Source organism: Sulfuricurvum sp., from assembly GCF_023250475.1.
Taxonomy (GTDB): domain Bacteria; phylum Campylobacterota; class Campylobacteria; order Campylobacterales; family Sulfurimonadaceae; genus Sulfuricurvum.
Genome location: NZ_JAHFAQ010000024.1, coordinates 1 through 19,754, shown reverse-complemented (window position 1 = coordinate 19,754; position 19,754 = coordinate 1). Strand labels below are relative to the sequence as shown.

Annotated in this window: 21 protein-coding genes, 1 tRNA gene and 1 pseudogene; 10 read left to right on the top strand and 13 right to left on the bottom strand. The window is 43.7% G+C overall.

Going from position 1 to position 19,754, the window contains the following annotated elements; translation table 11 throughout:
• Positions 1–2: 2 nt before the first annotated feature.
• The 3 genes from Q0C19_RS03995 to Q0C19_RS03985 all read right to left on the bottom strand — a co-directional run bounded on the left by Q0C19_RS03995 (position 3) and on the right by Q0C19_RS03985 (position 2,066).
• Positions 3–389 carry a PA2779 family protein gene (locus Q0C19_RS03995; protein WP_295053003.1) on the bottom strand — a complete coding sequence of 129 codons (387 nt, stop codon included), beginning with the start codon at positions 387–389 and terminating at the stop codon, positions 3–5.
• A gap of 456 nt (positions 390–845) precedes the next feature.
• Positions 846–921 (bottom strand) — tRNA-Ile (locus Q0C19_RS03990).
• A gap of 35 nt (positions 922–956) precedes the next feature.
• Positions 957–2,066, bottom strand: coding sequence for an FtsW/RodA/SpoVE family cell cycle protein (locus Q0C19_RS03985; protein ID WP_295053001.1), 1,110 nt, complete (start codon positions 2,064–2,066; stop codon positions 957–959).
• Positions 2,067–2,236: 170 nt separating this feature from the next.
• Here Q0C19_RS03985 and Q0C19_RS03980 point away from each other — a divergent pair, with 170 nt between their 5' ends.
• Genes Q0C19_RS03980 through Q0C19_RS03955 form a run of 6 tightly spaced genes read left to right on the top strand, consistent with a single transcriptional unit; the run spans position 2,237 to position 8,269 of the window.
• Positions 2,237–3,214: an RluA family pseudouridine synthase gene (locus tag Q0C19_RS03980; protein ID WP_295052999.1), complete on the top strand. Its 978-nt coding sequence runs from the start codon at positions 2,237–2,239 to the stop codon at positions 3,212–3,214.
• Complete coding sequence (locus Q0C19_RS03975) at positions 3,159–4,415, top strand: fibronectin type III domain-containing protein (RefSeq protein WP_295052997.1); 1,257 nt, start codon at positions 3,159–3,161, stop codon at positions 4,413–4,415. The genes Q0C19_RS03980 and Q0C19_RS03975 overlap by 56 nt, the downstream gene beginning before the upstream one ends.
• Positions 4,416–4,418: 3 nt before the next feature.
• Positions 4,419–5,591, top strand: coding sequence for a tRNA (guanosine(46)-N7)-methyltransferase TrmB (trmB, locus tag Q0C19_RS03970; protein WP_295052995.1), 1,173 nt, complete (start codon positions 4,419–4,421; stop codon positions 5,589–5,591).
• The gene (locus Q0C19_RS03965; RefSeq protein ID WP_295052993.1) at positions 5,584–6,255 is read left to right on the top strand and encodes an ABC transporter ATP-binding protein; all 672 of its coding nucleotides are present in this window, start codon (positions 5,584–5,586) and stop codon (positions 6,253–6,255) included. The genes trmB and Q0C19_RS03965 overlap by 8 nt, the downstream gene beginning before the upstream one ends.
• Positions 6,242–7,054 carry a cell division protein FtsX gene (locus Q0C19_RS03960; RefSeq protein ID WP_295052991.1) on the top strand — a complete coding sequence of 271 codons (813 nt, stop codon included), beginning with the start codon at positions 6,242–6,244 and terminating at the stop codon, positions 7,052–7,054. The genes Q0C19_RS03965 and Q0C19_RS03960 overlap by 14 nt, the downstream gene beginning before the upstream one ends.
• Entirely contained in the window at positions 7,055–8,269 is a 1,215-nt protein-coding gene (locus tag Q0C19_RS03955; RefSeq protein WP_295052989.1) for a peptidoglycan DD-metalloendopeptidase family protein, read from the top strand.
• A 74-nt stretch (positions 8,270–8,343) separates the two neighbouring features.
• Here the strand turns inward: Q0C19_RS03955 and flgH are convergent, their stop codons facing one another.
• Positions 8,344–9,060, bottom strand: coding sequence for a flagellar basal body L-ring protein FlgH (gene flgH / locus Q0C19_RS03950; RefSeq protein ID WP_295052987.1), 717 nt, complete (start codon positions 9,058–9,060; stop codon positions 8,344–8,346).
• 58 nt (positions 9,061–9,118) lie between these two features.
• Here flgH and Q0C19_RS03945 point away from each other — a divergent pair, with 58 nt between their 5' ends.
• On the top strand, positions 9,119–9,562 hold the full coding sequence (locus tag Q0C19_RS03945) for a GatB/YqeY domain-containing protein (RefSeq protein ID WP_295052985.1): 444 nt from the start codon (positions 9,119–9,121) through the stop codon (positions 9,560–9,562).
• Here the strand turns inward: Q0C19_RS03945 and Q0C19_RS03940 are convergent.
• The 7 genes from Q0C19_RS03940 to Q0C19_RS03910 form a co-directional block, all read right to left on the bottom strand.
• Positions 9,559–11,586, bottom strand: a complete 2,028-nt coding sequence (locus Q0C19_RS03940) for an EAL domain-containing protein (protein ID WP_295052983.1) — start codon at positions 11,584–11,586, stop codon at positions 9,559–9,561. The two genes, Q0C19_RS03945 and Q0C19_RS03940, sit on opposite strands and share 4 nt — an antisense overlap.
• Positions 11,587–11,673: 87 nt before the next feature.
• Positions 11,674–13,194, bottom strand: a complete 1,521-nt coding sequence (locus tag Q0C19_RS03935) for a methyl-accepting chemotaxis protein (RefSeq protein WP_295052981.1) — start codon at positions 13,192–13,194, stop codon at positions 11,674–11,676.
• The gene (locus Q0C19_RS03930; protein ID WP_295052979.1) at positions 13,191–13,757 is read right to left on the bottom strand and encodes an SCO family protein; all 567 of its coding nucleotides are present in this window, start codon (positions 13,755–13,757) and stop codon (positions 13,191–13,193) included. The genes Q0C19_RS03935 and Q0C19_RS03930 overlap by 4 nt, the downstream gene beginning before the upstream one ends.
• Positions 13,758–13,878: 121 nt before the next feature.
• On the bottom strand, positions 13,879–14,664 hold the full coding sequence (gene trpC / locus Q0C19_RS03925; protein ID WP_295052978.1) for an indole-3-glycerol phosphate synthase TrpC: 786 nt from the start codon (positions 14,662–14,664) through the stop codon (positions 13,879–13,881).
• A complete protein-coding gene (locus tag Q0C19_RS03920; protein WP_295052976.1) occupies positions 14,664–15,920 on the bottom strand; it encodes a hypothetical protein in 1,257 nt (418 codons plus the stop codon). Before Q0C19_RS03920 ends, trpC begins: the two co-directional genes overlap by 1 nt.
• Positions 15,913–16,293, bottom strand: coding sequence for a YkgJ family cysteine cluster protein (locus Q0C19_RS03915; RefSeq protein ID WP_295052974.1), 381 nt, complete (start codon positions 16,291–16,293; stop codon positions 15,913–15,915). Before Q0C19_RS03915 ends, Q0C19_RS03920 begins: the two co-directional genes overlap by 8 nt.
• Positions 16,278–16,979 (bottom strand): methyltransferase, encoded by a 702-nt coding sequence (locus Q0C19_RS03910; RefSeq protein ID WP_295052973.1) that lies wholly within the window; start codon positions 16,977–16,979, stop codon positions 16,278–16,280. Before Q0C19_RS03910 ends, Q0C19_RS03915 begins: the two co-directional genes overlap by 16 nt.
• A gap of 54 nt (positions 16,980–17,033) precedes the next feature.
• Here Q0C19_RS03910 and kdsB point away from each other — a divergent pair.
• Positions 17,034–17,753, top strand: a pseudogene (gene kdsB / locus Q0C19_RS03905) (3-deoxy-manno-octulosonate cytidylyltransferase).
• 74 nt (positions 17,754–17,827) lie between these two features.
• Positions 17,828–18,169, top strand: coding sequence for an alpha/beta hydrolase (locus Q0C19_RS03900; protein ID WP_295052971.1), 342 nt, complete (start codon positions 17,828–17,830; stop codon positions 18,167–18,169).
• Here the strand turns inward: Q0C19_RS03900 and Q0C19_RS03895 are convergent.
• Together Q0C19_RS03895 and rpsO are read right to left on the bottom strand one after the other, a co-directional pair.
• On the bottom strand, positions 18,166–18,630 hold the full coding sequence (locus Q0C19_RS03895; RefSeq protein WP_295052969.1) for a hypothetical protein: 465 nt from the start codon (positions 18,628–18,630) through the stop codon (positions 18,166–18,168). The genes Q0C19_RS03900 and Q0C19_RS03895 overlap by 4 nt on opposite strands.
• Positions 18,631–18,811: 181 nt before the next feature.
• A complete protein-coding gene (rpsO, locus tag Q0C19_RS03890; RefSeq protein WP_295052967.1) occupies positions 18,812–19,087 on the bottom strand; it encodes a 30S ribosomal protein S15 in 276 nt (91 codons plus the stop codon).
• A 162-nt stretch (positions 19,088–19,249) separates the two neighbouring features.
• Here rpsO and Q0C19_RS03885 point away from each other — a divergent pair, with 162 nt between their 5' ends.
• Complete coding sequence (locus Q0C19_RS03885; RefSeq protein ID WP_295052966.1) at positions 19,250–19,654, top strand: Rrf2 family transcriptional regulator; 405 nt, start codon at positions 19,250–19,252, stop codon at positions 19,652–19,654.
• Positions 19,655–19,754 lie beyond the last annotated feature (100 nt).

Sequence of the window (19,754 nt, the reverse complement as noted above, 5' to 3'; positions counted from 1 at the left end):
GATTAACGTGCTGAACGAGTAAACCCAAATACTTTTGTAAATCCGAGGATGTCGGTAATCAATAAAACGATAAAAACAAAAACAACTGCCCCTACAATACCTCCGAAATCACCGCCGGCCGGTAACGTATCGATTTGAGAAGAGATCTTTGATACCTCTTCATCACTCATCAGTGCAATTCTTTGTTCAACCATTTTAGGATCAACACCCAGCGTTTCAAATGTTTTTGCGACATCCTCACGGGCAACGAATTGGCTCACTTTTTCATGTGATGAAACTGCAATAGGTTGGTTGAATACTGCCTCTGTTGAAGCCATTTGAGCCGATGAAACTTGAGTAAAAAGAGTAATACTCAACACGAACGATAAAATCACTTTTGACATTTTCATATGTTTTCCTTTTATACGTTTGCATTCGGCATCTAACCGCTTTATGTTAACGTTTGATTGTTTATATTTATTATAGTTATTTATACATAAAGTATGCCTTGGTATTATTATAGAAAAAAATCTGTAAGTATTGTTGAATAAAACAATATGCCAAAATTGATAAATGACTATACAGGTGTCATTCTTACAGGAGGAGTTAAATTAGAAAAATTATGATGATGATGAAGAAGTACTCTATTCGTACGAGGTTACAATCAATCAGGCAAATTTAGGCTACTATTAAAGCAGTTTCTATGAGATGCACTAATTAATAAACAATATTATAGCACGAAGTTAGTTAATAGAAATATCTAGTGACACTGTGCAGTAAAAAATGCAAATTTAATCGCTTTTGATTTTCCGAAAAAATATCGGGGATTGCGTAAAGTGCAGATTTTGATTTAGAACGTTGAAAGGTGGTGGGTCAAGCAGGATTTGAACCTGCGACAACCCCGTTATGAGCGGGGGGCTCTAACCACTGAACTATTGACCCATTTTTGAAAGAGCGCAATTATAAACGCTCTTTGATTAGACGAAGCTTTTTTTACCCGTATCTCCGTAAAGATATCTAAAACGATAGGCGAGGAGGTTTTCCAAAATCGCCAAAATAACCATAAAGTTGATAAAACTGCTCCCCCCGTAGCTGAACATCGGCAGAGGAACTCCGACCACGGGGGCAAATCCGATCGTCATGGCGATATTAACCGCCATGTAAATGAAAAAGAGGAGCGATAACCCCCCGGCCACCACTTTTATGTAGTAGTCCTCCGTCCAAAAGGCGATGATGAGCAAATGGGTGATCAATGCGGCATACAGCGTAATCAGTAAAAATGCTCCAAAAAACCCGAATCGCTCCACCACATAGGCAAAAATGAAATCGCTGGACGCAATCGGCAAAAACTTCATCTGCGTTTGAGTAGCATCCGCTTTCTCTTTACCGAAAAAGCCCCCTGAGCCGACGGCGATAATCGACTGCTCGACGTGATAGCTCGGCTTTTCACCGATAAAGTCGGTCAAACGCTGCTTTTGATAATCATGCAGCTGTGTATAAATAAGGGGTAATGAGATTACGAATGTTGCAATCAGTCCGATCCATATTTTCCAATGGACTCCGACGATAAACAAAATTCCGTACCCCAGCATCACGAGAACAGTCGCCGTCCCCAAATCTGGTTCTTTCGCAATGAGAAAAAACGGCATTAGGATGAAAAAAGAGAGCTTCAAAAAATCTTTGAGCCCATATCCGTTACGCGGAGGGGGATTTCGGCTGATTAGATACGCAAGCATAAGTACAAAGGCGGGTTTGAGAAGTTCGGAGGGCTGGAGAGTAAAATGGATAAACGGAATTTCGATCCACCGTTTTGCCCCAAGTCTCGAATGCCCTACAAACTCCACCGCAATCAGAAGCAATATGCTTGTCCAGTAGGCAATAGGGATCATCCATAACAGCCGTCGGACAGGGAGGAGAAAAAGGGTAATGAATACACCCGTACCGATAAAAACATACACCATCTGCTTTTGACCGAGGGTGGGATGGATCTCGTATATCAGCCAACCTGAAGTGAAGATGAGCGGAATCAGCAAAATAACTGTGATGAAATCAAAGTGTGCTAAAATTCGGCGATCAATATTAAGCACTACGGTCCTTCGTTAATTTTTGCTAATTGTAGCATAGCGGGCTTATATATAATTTTTTTGAACGCAAATGGACTAAAATCCTTTTTCACACGGCACTGACGCTTGCCTTAGTACAAGGCAGAATGTTTTACAACGTCTTTATCAAAGACAATACCCAAAGGGACCCCATTTTGACACAAGAAGTATCAACATTTACGACCGAAGAAGCTGTACGCTTAGACGTTTTTTTAACACAGCAACTGGGGCAGACACGCAACCAGATCACTCAGCTCATCGAGCAAAATTGTGTTACCGTAGATGGCAAAGCCACCGCTAAATCGGGATTGAAGCTCAAACCTTCTCAAAAAGTAACGATCCGATTTCCGGAGCAAAAATCGACACCGGCACAAAAAATCGATTTCGATGTCGAAATCTTGTTCGAAGACGATGACATCCTCGTCATCAATAAACCCAGTTCTCTCACCGTCCACCCTGCCCCGAGTGTCAAAGAACCGACTCTCGTCGATTGGCTCAAACACAAAGGGATCGCCCTCTCAACCCTCAGCGGCGAAGAGCGTCACGGAATTGTCCACCGACTCGACCGCGGAACCAGCGGAGCAATGGTGATTGTAAAGAACAACGAAGCCCACGAAGCGCTCTCTTTGCAGCTGCAGGATAAAACGATGGGCCGCTTTTATCTCGCCGTCGTTACCCCTGCGATGAAAGAGAGTATTACCGTAATCGACCGCCCTATCGGACGGAGTGCCCATAATCGACTCAAAATGGCCATCAGTGAAACGGGCAAAAATGCCAAAACGGCATTTGCCAAACTCCTACCGAGCCGTGATGAGACCGAAGAGCTGATTGCGTGCAAACTCTTTACCGGACGAACCCATCAAATTCGGGTACATCTGGAGTCGATCAGCCGTCATATTATCGGAGATCATCTCTATGGAACCTCGGCAAAAAGTGATAAAATGGAACGTATCTTGCTTCATGCCTATAACCTCTATTTTACCCATCCGACAACTCAAACGAGGGTGAATTTCACCGCTCCGCTTGGGGATGTGGTAGAAGATTATTTAAATAAACATTTTGATTCAAAGGAATTGCATGAACTCATCGATCCGTTACGTATTGAGCGCCTCTTTAGCTCTGAGTCTCTTTAGCGGCTGTACTCCTCAGCCCATCGTACCGCAAAAAACCGTCACGATTGACTCATCTCTTCCTACGCCGTCATTAAACGGTTTTATTGCCGATATCACCTCAATCGCTTTTGAGTGGAAACCTCTTGAAGATCCGAGAGTAAGCGGCTATTACGTTTATCGCAATACTCCGGGTGCCGAAGATCAGAAGCTTCAGCGCATTGCCACGATCGACAGCCGTTTTGCTACCCATTTTGTCGATAGTGATCTCAAACCGGGAAGCGAATACCAATACCGATTTTCGGCAATTACCAAAGAGGGGACAGAATCGGTTGCGAGTGAAACAATGCTGGTTGCCACCCAACCGATGATCGCACCGATCAGCTTTTTTCAAGCTGTCGGAAATATGCCCCGCAGCGCTAAACTTCTCTGGCGCCCCCATCCGAACGGTAAAATTAACGGCTATCTTATCGAACGTCAAGATGCAACCGATCAAAAATGGAATACTATCGCCACGGTTACGGGACGGTTGAATGCCGAATTTATCGACCGTGATCTAAAAGACGGACAAGTGTATCACTACCGTATCAAAGCAACGACATTTGATAAGCTCACGACCGAAGCTAGCGAAGAGAGCAAAGTTGTCACGAAACCGCTCCCTCCTGAGATTCGAAATATCACCTCTACCAACGATCTGCCGCGTGCCATTACACTAAGCTGGGAACCGAGTACGATTACCGACTTAAGCCATTACAATATCTATCGCTCCTCTACCCCAAACGGTAAATTTGAGTACTATGTAAAACTAGAAGCGACCACCTTCACCGATAAAATTACCGAAGACGGTAAATTCTATTTTTATAAAATTACCGCTATCGATAAAGACGGGTTAGAGAGTCTCCAATCTTCGGTAGCGACACAGGGCTCAACCCTCTCAAAACCGCAAACACCGATTGCCTATGAGGGGAAAATCGTCAATAAAGCGGCTGAACTTCAGTGGAAAAATACCGATCCGCGCACAGTCAGCTATACCGTTGTAAAGACAACCAAAACAAGCTGGGTGACCCGCGAGAGCATCGATATCAACAATATTACGGAGACAAATTTCCGAGATACCGATACCAAACCCGATACCGGCTATCTGTATGAAATTTTAAGTGTCGATAAAAACGGGATCCGCTCTCTTCCGACACAAGCCATTGAACTCAGCTACGAGGCCAAGTAAAGAATGCCGCATTTAAACCTCGAATCGTTTAACCCTCTCACCTTTCCGACCCGCTGCGGCGAGGTTGAATTTCTGTTTCAAGCAAATTACAGAAACCCTGAGGAAGGTGCATTGATCGCCACCCGATACAAAGAGCGTGAATTCTTTTTGGTTTATAAAAACGGCTCCAAAAAACTTCTCAAAAGTGACAAAATCACCCGCCCTTCCCCCAATTTTATACTCAAACACGCGCTGCTCGCCTATGCAGAGTGTTCCAATTCGCCCATACTCGACTCCAATGTTGATAATGCTCCTGAAAACACTCACCTCAAAACACACGATGCGCTGAAATCGATCTCCTATTTTGCCAACCATTTCCCAAGAGATAAGGAAGTCCGGATTGAAGTCGGATTCGGTTCGGCCCGCCATCTTCTCCATCAAGCAGCAGCTAATCCCGATGTGCTGTTTATCGGACTTGAGATTCATAAGCCCTCCATTGAGCAGGCACTCAAACAAATCGTCATCCAAAATCTGACCAATATTATGATCCTCGATTACGATGCGAGACTCTTTTTAGAATTCGTGCCCTCCAATATCGTCGGTAAAATTTATGTCCATTTCCCGGTGCCGTGGGACAAAAAGCCCCATCGCCGAGTTATCTCGGAAGCTTTTTTAAAAGAGTCTGAACGTGCATTGCGTATCGGCGGTACACTGGAGCTTCGTACCGACAGCGAAAACTACTACCGCTTTGCGTTAGAGACATTCAGCTTACCCGCCATAAGCCGCTTTGATGTGCGTAAAAACCAAGAGATCGCTATCGTGAGCAAATACGAAGATCGTTGGAAACGACAGGAAAAAAATATCTATGATGTCACCTTTACCTGTGAGTCGGAGAGCCCTGAACCTGATACAATCGGTGATTTTTCTTTCTCAACGGCTCCGATTGCTCCGAATATCATCGATCGCCTCTCCAAAGAGACCTACAAACGCGATTGGGGATTTCTCCATGTCGAGCGCACGTTTACAATCGGTGAAGAAGGGAGTATGATCCGTCTGGCGATGGGAAGTTTCGACCGCCCTGAAAGTACTTATGTCGTGATTGAAAACAACTCGGCGTATTACTACCCTTCTCTTCCTGTTCGCTCATCTGCGAATCTCAAGGCCCACATCTTACTAAACGAGTTGATCCATGGATAAAGTTATTATCGCCGAAAACCTCTCTCTCTCGTACAAAGAGTTTGAAACTATAATCAGCAAAGCCAGTTTTTCAATCGATGCGGGAACGTTTGTCTTTATCACCGGTGCCAGCGGAAGCGGAAAATCGACTTTGCTTAAGTCGCTCTACGGTGCGATTGAACCGCGTGCGGGAGCACTCATGGTAGGCGGGGTTAAAATGAACCGCATCAGTACCTCAAAACTCAATTTTCTCCGCCGCCACATCGGTATCGTATTCCAAGACTATAAGCTGATCAAAGAGTGGACAATCGAGAAAAATGTAATGCTTCCTCTCATTATTTCAGGCTATACCAAAGATATAAGCGGCACTCAAGTACAAAAACTCCTCGGTCATGTCAAACTGATCCATCAAGCGGGAAAATACCCACCTGAACTCAGTGGCGGCGAACAGCAGCGTGTCGCTATGGCAAGAGCGCTTGCCCATAACCCGATACTTATATTAGCGGACGAACCAACCGGGAATTTGGATGAATACTCATCCGAAGTTATCTGGAATCTTTTGGAGGGGGCCAATACTCAGCTCAAAACGACCATCGTTGTCGTAACACACCATATCCCCTCATCCATCAAAGTACCGTATAAACATTATCATATCGAGATGGGGAATATTCATGAAGTCTCTTAAAAACCATATTTCACTCATCATTGCACTTTTTACCGTTTTGTTTTCGGTTCAGATCTATGTTGCCGTCGACCGCACAATTTCCGCCTATGAAAACCGTCTTAAAAATGATTACTCAATCATTGTCGTCTCCAATAAAGCCCTCGCCGTGACTGAATTCAAAGCTATGGATTCGATTATCGAACGCAGCGAGCCGATTGCTACCGATCAGGTACTCAACCGCCTTCAAGGTGAAATGACGAAAAAGAATCTCGATTTGCTCAAACTCACGTTGCCGAAATTTTACCGAGTCTATCTAAGTCGCTTCCCTACTCCCGAAGAGATTCAAAAACTTCAGAAAAAACTTGAAAAGAATCCGGTGATCGAACGTGTTGAGGGGTATGCCCAAACCCATGACACCGTCTATAAACTGATGCTATTATTTAAAGACGTTGTTCAGATTTTCTCCATCGCTATCGCGGCAGTCACTTCGTTGTTAATCCTGAAAGAGATGCGTCTATGGCAGTTTCAGCACGCCGAGAGAATGTCGATCATGGCCCTTTTCGGTGCACCCGTTTGGCTCCGTTCTGCCGTACTCTTTCGACTGGCTATCGTTGATGCGATTATCGCTACTATCGTCTTGTGTCTTGCATTTTTTGTGATTGAACAATACGGTTGGATGGATCTTTTACTGCGAACCGTCGGTATCAGCATTCAACTTTTCGATTTTCTTAATGATGCTCTGCGCTCACTGATCATTGCGTTGGGAGTTTCTATTATTCTTACGTTAACGATCGTCATCGGAAGCGAAGAAGAGGAATAAATGAAAACCCCTTTTTCCCTGATTCTCATCTCTTTGCTCTCCGCTTCGCTCTATTCGGCGAAAATCGACGAAAAAATTCAAACGACTGCAAAAAAACTGATTGAAACGAAACAAACATACTCTACCCTAAACGCCAAACTGGCAGAAACCGCATCCAAAATCATTCAACAACGTCAGATCGTCGGAACCCAGCAAGAGCATATCAACTCCCTTGTCGAAGAGCTGCAATCCAAAGAGACGGTATATCAATCCAACAAATCGACCCTTAAAGGGCTTGAAACACAGCAGAATTTTCTTATCAAAACCCAAAATGATATTGAACAAAGACTCGTTTTTGCAATCGCTCGCAATACCTCAATTTCATTATTGATCAACGATGACCGGGCAAAAGAGGCGGATGCGATTATTACCGAAGAGGCACTCAAGCTCCATCTAAAGCAGATCAATCAAGAGATCAAAGACCTCAATGCCCTTTTCCTTTCAAATAATGAAAAAATAACCGGCCTCGCATCCAAGACAACCGTGCTTAAACAATCGATTGCCGTCATAGACCAACAAAAAAACAAAGTTTTAGAGACCAAAAAAGAGAACGAAAAAGCGATCGCGCAACTTGAAAAAGAGAAAAGTGAATATAAAAAATCACTGGATAAAATCCTAAACCAGCAGCGTTCTCTCCAAAATACCCTTGCCAGCCTCAATATCATCAAACGTGAAGAGCTTAAACCTAAAAAAGCGCCTCCTCAGCTTATTCTTCAAAAACCGGGGAGCAAACCGGTTCCGGCTGACGTTCAGCAAGCGGTTGCTCAGTACAGCCCCTCTACCGTTGCCGCCTATTCCGGTGAACGGACGATTGCTCCTCTGGATGGCTATGTCGTAACCAAACGGTTCGGTCCGTATACCGATCCGATCTACGGTATCAAAATCTTTAATGACTCCGTATCCCTCCGTCCAACCGAGGCCGATGCCAAAGTCAAATCGGTACTTAACGGCAAAGTTATTCTAGCAAAACCGACGGCAATGCTTGAAAATGTCATTATTATCGAACACGACAACGGTCTTCATACTATCTATGCGCATCTAAATGTCATAGCCCCTACCGTAGAGGTGGGTAAACGTCTTAAACAAGGGGCCATTATCGGTCGAGTAGGAAGAGAGTTGATGTTCCAGGTAACGCAGCGCAACGCTCACATCGATCCGATGCAGATGATCCGCTAGTATCCACTGTGGGTGAGCCCACTGCTGAAGTGAGCGCAGTGAGTCGGCACTTTGTTCCGGCCGCGTTTAAATAATCAAAACGGCCAGACTGCTCCAACCATTTTACTCGCCCATCCTTGATTGGTTGAGCGGTCAACATCCCCTTCGTTCGCATAAAGAATCTTGGCATCAGAAACTTTTGCCGAATTAATCTGATTATTTTGATCAATATCGTACGGTCGAATAACACCGCTCAGCTGCATAATCTGTTTTTGATCATCTACCATGATTTCACGGCGACCGGTAATAAAATAGTTCCCGTTCGCCATCACTTTTACGATACGAGCCGATACGGTTGTTGTAAATGAGGCATTCTTTGTCGATGAGCCCGAGCCCGCATAGTTTGATGTAGACCCCGCATTAAATCCGATATTCGCCAACCCGTTGAGCTTTCCTACCGCAGAATTGACGGCAGAATTCCCCCCCGCAGAAGAGAATATTCCACCGTTCAATCCCATGGTGTCGGCTTCTGAGAGGGCTTTTTTACCGACATTGGAACTGCTTGCCGTTTCCGAAATCACAACCGTGACAATATCATTGACGTGCATTGCTTTATGATCGGAAAACAAAGGACTGTCCCCTTGTCCAAACAAACTGCCTCGGGCGACAAAACTGTTTTCTTCTTCCCGCGAGGGCATCTCTTCAACGTATTTGGGAGGAGAAAAGGAAATCTCGGGATCAACCGTATGGGCATTACATCCGCTAAGCAACAATGACGCAGAAAGTATCGATAAGTAGAGTGGTATGCGCATTATTCCATCCGGATCATATTTAGCTATAATAAGCAAAAATAGTTCCAAGGGATCAGGTATGAGTTTAAAAGAACAAATCAGTAATGATATCAAAACAGCCATGAAAGAGAAAAACGGACCGTTGCGTGATGCTTTGCGTCTTCTTAGTAGCGCCATGAAACAAATTGAAGTGGATGAACGCAAAGAACTGAGTGATGATGACATCATTAAAATTATCCAAAAACAGGTGAAACAGCGTCAGGATGCCATGTCTCAATACCGTGATGCAGGACGTGAAGATTTGTATGAAAAAGAGGCGTCCGAAGCGGCTATCTTCGAAACGTACCTGCCGGCGCAATTGAGCAACGAAGAGTTAGAGTCTGCCATTCGTGCGATTATTGCAGAAACAGGTGCGCAGACGATGAAAGATATCGGACGGGTAATGGGTGCCGCTTCCAAATCACTCGGCGCTCAGGCTGACGGAAAACGGATCAACGAGTGCGCTAAAGCGCTTTTGAGCTAAACTTTAGCCAGCTGGTGCGGGCGACCGAAATGGAACCCCTGTGCATAATCGACACCGATCTCTTTTAGGATTTCGAGTGTCTCTTCATCTTCAACATACTCTGCGATTGTCTCTTTACCAAACTCTTTGGCTATTTGATGAATATGTTTCACAAAGATACGGTCTTTCTCATTCACAACAATATTTTTGACAAACTCCCCGTCAATTTTGACAAAATCGACGGCAAAATATTTAAGATAGACAAACGAGGAAAATCCTGAACCGAAATCATCCAATGCAAAGCTGATCCCTCTTTGCTTCAGCTCTTCAATAATATCCATTAGTCCGTTAACATTATGAATCGCTTCTCGCTCTAAAATTTCGATGGTGACACCCGTATTTTTTTCCGGATGTGGGTTTCGCTTGTAATGTTCTTCAATAACGTCAACATAATTCCCGCCGAATAAGCTTTTGGTTGAGAGATTAAAGAAAAAACGTTTATCCCACAATCCCATCTCTTCACGCGCACTCAACCCTTTTGTCAGAATTATCTGATCGATTTTAGGGGCAAATCCGAGACTTTCAGCGACTTCGATAAATTGCCCTGCCGCCATATAGCGCTGACCGTCACGAATACGTGCCAAAACTTCATAGCCGAATATATCTCCGCTTTGTACATTGTATATCGGCTGAACAAAAGGTTCAACCCGATCTTCATCGATAGCACGGCGTAGGAACTCCCCTTTTTTCTGAATTTCGCTCGCCATTTCCTGATCACTTTGATCGGCACGTGCAATTGTATTTTTTCCGGCACGCTTAGCTTTGTACATTGCCAAATCTGACCCTGTAAGGAGTGATTCGATATTTTCTCCCTGTTCAGGATATTCCGCGATTCCGAAACTGGCCGTTAAGGAAACCTGATCAAACATCAACGAAATCGGGGTCGCTTCAAGACTTGAACGGAGTTTCTCAACTACGACATATCCGTTTTCATACGGTGTTTCGGGTAATATGACCGCAAATTCATCTCCTCCGATACGGGCTAAAACATCGGCATTACGGAGGTTGGCGCTAAAAATATTGGTTACCTCTTTGAGTACCAAATCTCCGGAAGCATGCCCGTAAGTATCGTTAATATATTTAAAATTATCCAAATCAATCATCAAGACCGTAAATTTATGGCTGTTACGTACGGAACGTTTAACTTCATAACTCAAAAATTCTTCAAACTTTCGGCGGTTATAAAGTCCGGTAAGATAGTCACGGTCAGAGAGTTCTTGGAGTTTTTCATAGTAATCTTGAATCGAATCAAGCATTTTATTGAAATAGTTTTCAATATTTTTGACTTCCAAAATTTTCGTTTTGAGACTGACTCGCTTTGCCATATCGTTATTGCTGATAATATCCTGTATCATCAAAATAAACTGCTTGATCGGTTGGACAAGCAATGTGTTTAGCTTGTAATACAAAAAAGCGAAAATTACAACCGTAAAGAGGATAAAAAAGATGATAAATGAGTTGATCATCATCGTCAATGAAATCTTGAGATTTGCGACCGGAAAACGGACATCGATAACGCCGTTGATATCTCCTATTTTTGCATTGGTATGACATGCGATACATTTTTGCTTAACGACAATCGGATAAAGGTAACGGATCTCTTCATCTCCCGTCAATATCTCTTCGCCCCGCATGGCATCAGCCACCATCGGGTCGTGCTCACGGATCTGCTTATCATTGATACGATCGCCGAATAGTTCTGCAACAATAGGGCTGCGATAGGCATTGATCCGCATTTGAGGCTCTACATCGTTAAGCCGCACGATAATAGCGTCAAGCTCTTCTTTGCTCCACCCTTTTTCCATGGCAGAATAGAGAGCTTCAAATGCCAATCGACTGGTTTTACGGGCATCTACGCGGGCAAGATCGTCAATTGCCTGCTTTTTAATATACAAACCGTACAAAAATGCGACTGCCAAACTGGTCAATAACGAGATAATAACCGTCTTCGCAATAAGGCGCTTGTACGTTGTATAAGATTCCATTAAAATTCCTGACGATAAATTAAATTATTATAACATTAAACTTGTGAATTAAATAGTTTGTATTCATTTATCGTTCCAGATTGACGACTAAAACTTTTTCATTTTGACATCACTTAGAACACGATCCGCCATTACAAATACCTCATTCGCTATAGCATCGGTATTTTTGGCAATATCCGCATTATTATTTGTTTCCTCTTCAAATCCGGAGACAATTTTATTAATTTCATTGATCCCTTTGGCTTGTCCCTCAATAGCATCACCGATATCGGTAATGGACTGGATCAAAATTCCGACATTGGCATTGATTTCCGAAAGCGATTTTTGGGTACGTTCAGCCAGTTTGCGAACTTCATCCGCAACTACGGCGAAACCTCTTCCGTGTTCTCCCGCACGTGCCGCTTCGATTGCGGCATTAAGGGCAAGAAGATTGGTTTGATCGGCAATATCCCCGATAATGGTGATAATCATTTTGATATCATCGGACTGGCGTATTACCTCTTGTGTTTTTTGGAGAACATCCCCGACGCTTTGTGTCATTCGATCAACTTCGTGTGACGTTTTTTGAATTTCTGTAGCTTGTTTTTGAGACGAATTATCCAACTCTTCTACATTCTTTTTAAGACGATGAGCATTCTCTTCCATCGATGTTCCGTTATTTAAACTCGTGCGGAGCATCGCGGAAATATCATCCCCCAACTTGTTCACCAGCTGCTCAATTTTCCCGCTGCTTTGATGAATACGCTGCGTAAAATCAAGTTTTCCGTACGATTCGACAACACGGGTAATCTCCTGAAGATCCTGTCCCACCATTTGACGCAATGAGCTAATCATGCTGTTAAATACTTCACGAAGCTCTTTGAGTTGCGGATTAGAAGGATTGGCGCTCAATGTACGCTCAATTGAGCCTTTAGAAACTTCAGCAGCGATTGTAACGGCTTCATTCACCATCATTGCATCTTCCCGTATTCCCGCTTCGAGCATTTTGACATTGTTATCCGCTTGAAGTTGTAGCTGGCTGCTTTGGATAAACTGATGAGCTTTTGTCACAATAATATAAGCAAGTCCGACAACCTGTGTTGCAAACAAAACGATGTGGGTCAATAAAATCCAAATATCACAGCCGCTTGAAAATACAATAATATCCAAACCGAACATACTCGCATGGTTCAACTGAAGGATAAAAAAGACAATGTGGTGAAAGGCTACCGCTACCGTAGCTAGGACAATTGGGAGAATATCTTTGTAGATCGCCAAGAATGCCGCGATAACAAATAATCCAAAGTGCATTTCGATCATTCCGAGCTGTTGTTGGATCATAATCATCGGAAAGATTGAAAGGGCGACCCCGATGATACTGCGTCCGAGTGTTGTTCCCCGAAATCCCAAATAAGCAATAACAATGAAGGCAAGAGCTATCGCTCCGTTGATTATTCCAAACTGATAGGTTGAATAACGGACAGAGGTAATAAAGGCGACCGTAACAAAAGCAAGGACTCCGATAAGAACCATAAACTTGTCGGCTTTGATAAAATCGGCTTTCAATCTCTCCTTTATTTCAGGGCTTAAAGAGGGATCCTGTGCCGGAAAAAGAAAATGCAAATTCATTGTAACACTCCTATGTCTTCTAGAATTAACGATCGGTTGTAAGGCGAAGAGGTATAAATGTAGACCAATTCATAGTTAACCCCTTTTTTACGGAGTAAATACGTATAGGGCATATGTTCCGCTTCTATACCCATCTTGGTATAGACCAGATTGAGCGTATGCACCATATCGCTAAGCTCCCTTTCTGTAGGAGCATACGATTTGAATCGTTTGTCAAAATGCGCCGCCCAGCTTTGCACCGATGATGGGTCCATCTCAGGAGTCATATTGACAAACCATACAGAGGGGATATGCTTAAACTCTTTGGTTTGTATCACCTCGTAAATGTCGGCCAAATCATTCAATGCAGGGGTACAAACACGGGTACATCCTACATACCCGAAATAGACCAATACAAGCTCTGAAGTCTCCCCTTTTAAAAAAGGGAAATCGACACTCCTGCGATCTTCGCTTCGTCCGGCATGTTTTGGGTCACTCAATGCGGGAAATGCCAAACTTAGGATTATTCCAAAAGCGGCAAGGATCAAAAATATTCCAAAAAATGTTTTGACCCTCTGCTTCATCCGAATGACCCTAATTAGTGTTATTTGTTGCCATTGTATGATTACTTTTACAGCAATCGTTGCTTGGTACCGTCTAAATATACCATTTTTTGGTCATTAAAAAATCACATTTAATAAAATTTTATCCGTTTTTTAAAGTTTTTAGTGCAGATTCTACATCATCCTGACGCATGAGAGACTCTCCGACCAAAAAGGCATCGACACCCGCTTTGCTCAAATCTTCCAATTGACCGTGTTCATAGATACCGCTTTCGGCAACAATGATTTTACCGTTAGGGATAAGGGGGATTAAATCGTAACTGAGATTCATATTCATATCAAACGTCTGAAGGTTGCGGTGATTGATTCCGATAATATCGGCACCCGCCGTAATCGCTTTGGTCAATTCCGATTTATCGTGAATTTCAACCAATGCTTCCATTCCCAAATGACGGGTATAGTTTAGCAGCTCTTTGAGCTCGCTCGTAGAAAGAGCGGCCGCGATGAGGAGGACGAAATCGGCTCCATAGACGAGGGCTTCAAGGAGCTGATATTTAGAGACGATAAAATCCTTACGAAGAAGAGGGATACTGACGTAACGGCGAATTTCTGCCAAATAATCAAGATTTCCTTGAAAGAAATGGGGTTCGGTGAGGATCGAAATGGCGTTGGCGCCGCCGCGTTCATACGCTTGAGCGATCGCTACGGGATCGAAATCTTCACGGATCACCCCTTTGGACGGAGAGGCTTTTTTCACTTCCGAAATAATGCGGTACGGCTCTTGGGGAGTCGAAGTCAAGAAAGGGCGGACATCACGAGGAGCACGTGCATTAAACGCCAACGAGCGTCCAAGCCACTCCATACTGAATTTGGCTTCCCGCTCTTTTAAATCTTCTTTGGTTTTTTTGATGATATCGTCTAAAATCATTAGTTTTTCTCCTTGGTTTTACATTTTTCAATCGCTTTGAGATGATCTTTTACCTCATCTTCATCTGTACCGATCATCGATTCAACCTGCTTTATCAGACGTAATGCTTCGACACACTCACCCATTTTATACTTTCCCCACGCCAGAGAATCAAGATAAAAGGGTGAATCGGGCTGTTTTTCGAGGGCTCGTTGGACATACCCCATCCCCTCGGTTACGTTCACATCGTGATCAATCATCAAATAGCCCAAATAGTTTAGATACAGCGGCTCTTCCAAATCTGTATTGGCTTTTTTCAACCCTTCGATAACGCTCGTAAGCAAAGCCGGATCTTTACGATTTTCTGCCCCCTCGTATTTAAACACAGAGCTTTGTGCAAGATACAGCGGATTGTCTTCTCGTTCATACAGCGTTTGTGCAAGAGCAGAGGCTTTATCAAAAGCTTTGACTTTGACATAAATATCAAGCAAAAGAGAATCATTGGTATGGGATTTCTCTAACAATGCCGTCATTTTAGAAAAGTTTTGTTGATAGAGATAAATTTTGAGAGCCGCTTCGGCAGATGCGGGATCTTGATACGCTTCATACGCCTGCTCATACATCACAGCCGCATCGTCCAATGCCCCTCCATCAGCGTATAGACTTCCCAATCTCTTACCGAGGATTTGAGAGTTTCCGTGCGTTCCGATATGCTCTTTTAAAAAATGGATGGCCTCATTTTTTTCTCCCAATTGCGTGTATTGGATCAAAGCTATCCTCTCCGCCGTCGTTTCATCGTAATTCAGGGCATACGCTTTTTTGAGAGTTGCTACCGCATCGGCATACTCGCCCAGTTTCAAACGTGCTTCGGCATACAAAAGATAATTAGCGGCCTGATTGCTTTTTTCGCTGAGAATAAGGGCTTTTTGTGATGCTTCAGCAAAATTTCCCCCTTTGAGCAAAACAATAATTTCAAACCGTTTTAACGTCTCATCTTCGGGCAATGCTATAAGCGCCGCTGCAAGCTGTTTTGAGAGCGTTTTGATATCGTTGGCTTGTTCCAGCATCTGCAACGACTGATAAAGATACTCTTTTTTGGAGGTTTGCTTGTAGAGTTCCGCAAAAAAACCGGAAGATTGGTGATATTTTTGACGCATTTGCGCATCGAGGGCGTAAAGGGAAAAGGTATCTTCCAACAAATTGGTATTTTGCACACTCTTAGGTGCGCCACTGACGATACAGCTCGTTACAATGACAGCCAACAGATATTTAATCATGGATTATCCCCGGACACTCAGCTTTTAGTTCATCGATGCGATGGCGAAAATAATCCCAAAACGGAAACGTTCGGCACTGCAGCGGTCTGGCTTCGTATATAGCGCACCCGTTGCGTGAACGGTCAAAAAATACACAGTCGTACGAACCCTTTATGATCTTCTCTTTGAGCGAAAAACGAAACCCCTCTTTCCGCAAGAAGGTACGCCGAAATTCTCCCTCTTCCATCTCCAAAAGTTTTGCGATTGAGGCGATTTCAGTGACAGATACGAAAATATTACCGCTCTCTCCCGTACAACAGTTTCCGCCGCACGAAGCACACGCGGAGGGATCGAATGCGTAAGTGAAGCCTTCTTGTGTCATGTAATCGGACATTTGATACTGTGCGCCTTTGCTTTATCGTAAATGGCCTGCACGGCCGAAGTATACTTACCCTCTTCCTCAAACGTTATAAGCGGAGGCAAGACGGTAAGCGCCGATTTACTGTTTTTCTTAATATGGATCATCACCAGTATACTGGGACGATCCGCTTTAGAGTGTACGAATTGTACCTCAACGACTCTTAATCCTCTACTCTCAAAAGCACTGCAAAGTTCAGCGAACTGACGTGCATCGTAACAGATTACCGCTTCGCCGGAGGATTTCAAAAGTTTCGATATTTTGGTGACAAACGGTTCAATCGGAAGATGAACGTTGTAGCGAGCCTGATGGAGGATCGGGTTTTCGGAGCGGGCTGAGCCTTCATGGTAAAAGGGGGGATTAGAGACAATGCAGTCGTACGTTCCGTGACCGCCAAGTTCCAAAAAATCTCCTTCATGAAGAGTATAGCCGATGTTATTGATCACGGCATTACGACGGGCAAATTCCGCATAAAGGCTCTGTTTTTCGGACCCTTCTAGTGTTACTTCGGGAAAATCGCGCGCCACCAGCAATCCGACGATTCCGCATCCCGTTCCGACATCGAGCATTTTTCCCCGCGGGGAAAAACGGGAAATAAACCCGTACAGCAAGATAGAATCGCTGTTGTAACAGTAGCCGCCGTCGGGTTGATAAAGGAGCATTTACGACTCTTTGCGTTATTATTTGGGTAATTATATCTCTCAATAGGTTTAACTATGATTATCATCCCTGCCCGTCTCGCATCAACCCGCTTCCCCGAAAAAGTACTCGCCGACATCGGCGGTTTACCGATGGTGATCCGTACCGCCAAGCGGGTAGCATCCATCGATCGCGTAGTGGTCGCGTGCGACGATGAAAAAATCCTCGAAATCTGTACTGCACACGGTATCGAAGCACGCCTCACCTCGACCACGCATAAAAGCGGAACCGACCGGATCAATGAATGCGCTCAGATCATCGACGTAAGCGATGATGAACTCATCATCAACGTCCAAGCCGATGAGCCGTTTATCGAGACGGAAGTGCTTGAGCTCCTGATCGAGCGTCTCAATGCCCTCAAAGCGCAAAATGCTCCGTTCATAATGGGAAGCTGCTACAACGCGATCAATACCGAATAGGCGCAAGACCCCAATTTGGTCAAAGTTATCACCGATGTCGATCACAACGCCATCTATTTTTCCCGTTCACCGATCCCGTTTAACCGCAGCGGAGAGGCGAACTATTTCGGCCATATCGGGATTTACGGATTTACGAAAAAATCGCTCCATGATTTCTGCGCCCTCGGCGAAGCACCGCTGGAGGACATCGAAAAACTCGAACAACTCCGCGCTCTCTACCACGGCAAAAAAATCTCGATGGTCAAAGTGGCGAGTGCAGGATTCGGAATCGACACGGTGGAAGATTTGGAGCGGGCAAAGAAGATTTTCGGGGTTTGATATAAAGATTTTTCACTGCTATACTGTTGCTATACTTAAAGCGTAAAATTATCAAAACGAATAAAGGAGTATAAATGTCACTCATAGAAACTTTTACCGATTACGTCCTCAATCGTAAAAATTTGAAAGAGTATGTCGAAATTCGCAAAACGATCAACGAGCGGGGCGAATTTAATGATGCCAAACTGATTCAAGCCGAAGAGAATCTCAAACGTCTCAAAACCGAGGAACCTGAAGTTTATGAGGGGATGTACGAAACACTGGCTAAGATTTATGCCCGGAATGCAGGTCTCTCAATCGAATATCCTATCGATTTTATACGACAAATTTTAAAAATGTATAAAACCTCTCTGACCCCTCAACAGGTCTATGAAGAGTACAAACGGATGCTGGAGCATTATCACCACGACGTTTAATATTTGGCAGCCTTACGTTGTGCTTCTTGCGCTTTTGCCAACTCTCCCGCACTAATGTAAATAGCGGATGCCTTTAAAAGTGAATCGGGATCATCTCCCGCTTCGCTATCGAGGATACGTACCGCAGTAGTAAACTCTTTCTTGTTTGCGAAACACTCCGCTATTCCGATAACGTGAGCCTCTTTCGCATGGGAATAAAAACTGTAGTAAAGCCCTCTTTTTTCTATATCGTGACGGGTCACTTTTGCCTGATCGTATTCTAAGACGGCTTGAGTACAGTTTCCGTCACTCAAATATTTTTCAATATTTTTTATCTCCGAATGGTACCTATTTTGCGTTTCATTGCTCTCTTTGTCTTCAAACTTTGAATAGATGAGAAGAGCGATGAAAGCTAGCACGGCGAAAACGGCTAGAATAATTAAGGATATCGATGTAAGATTTTTAGAGTGTTTCTCTTCCATTGCTCTTTCTCCTTTTTAATTTATTATCCAATGGAGTTTATTGTATACCTTATTCAGCAACGGTTGCAAGGTTTGAGCGGAGTTAAATCATTTGTTTCAGTTTTAGGGGCTTGAAAAGAATTTTAGATGTATGAATGAGGAAAAAGAGGTTTTCCCCGCAGGGGGAAATATCGAAGAAAACTTAGATGTTGTCGCGGATTCCGAGATCAGTAACTAATTTGTTGTAGCTTTCGCGGTTTGTACGTTTCAAATAACGCATCAAACGACGACGCTGACCAACCAATTTCAAAAGACCAAGACGTGATGAATGGTCTTTTTTGAATGTTTTCAAATGCTCAGTAAGAGCAGCGATACGCGTTGAGAGAAGTGCGATTTGTACTTCGCTTGAACCGGTATCACCTTCAGTTCTTTGGTATTGTTTGATAATTTGCGTTTTGTTCGCCGTATCTAAAGCCATAATAGCCTCCTGATGGGTAGTTAATTTACTCGAAAAACAGTTTTTTCAAGCAGGGTCGGAATTATAGCGGAATTTTTTCAGTTTTACGCTAAATTTATCCGCAAGTGCCCTCTTATGATTTTTGGCTATAATAACCTTTTGATTACCGGAGGATGTTTTTAGATGCTAATGACGAAAGCGAGTGAATACGCATTGTTGTCGCTGATCGTTTTAGCCAAAGCGGGACATCCTCTCGATGCGGATACCCTCTCTAAAGAACTTGATATTTCTAAAAGTTTTTTAGCTAAAATCCTCCAATCTTTGGCACGACAAGGGATTCTTAACTCCTATAAAGGGGTCAACGGAGGCTTTGAGCTTGCCCGTCATTCTCGTGATATTACCGTATTGGAGGTGATGGAAGCCGCTGAGGGAAAAAGCCCTGCGGTATTTAGCTGTTCTCCCTCACAAGAAGACTGCCCCTCTAACAAAGCAATGAGTTGCGGTTTATGGCCGTTTTTGAACCGATTGCAAGGGAAAGTGGATGCTTTTTTAGGCATCCTGACCCTCGAAGCTATTTTAGAAGAGTAATTTTTGGCAAAAGCAAAGAACAAAACGCCCGACATCAAAACGGTATTATCGGCCATTTTCGCCTCACGCGACATTAGTGTCGTCTTTTTTGTCATGGCGA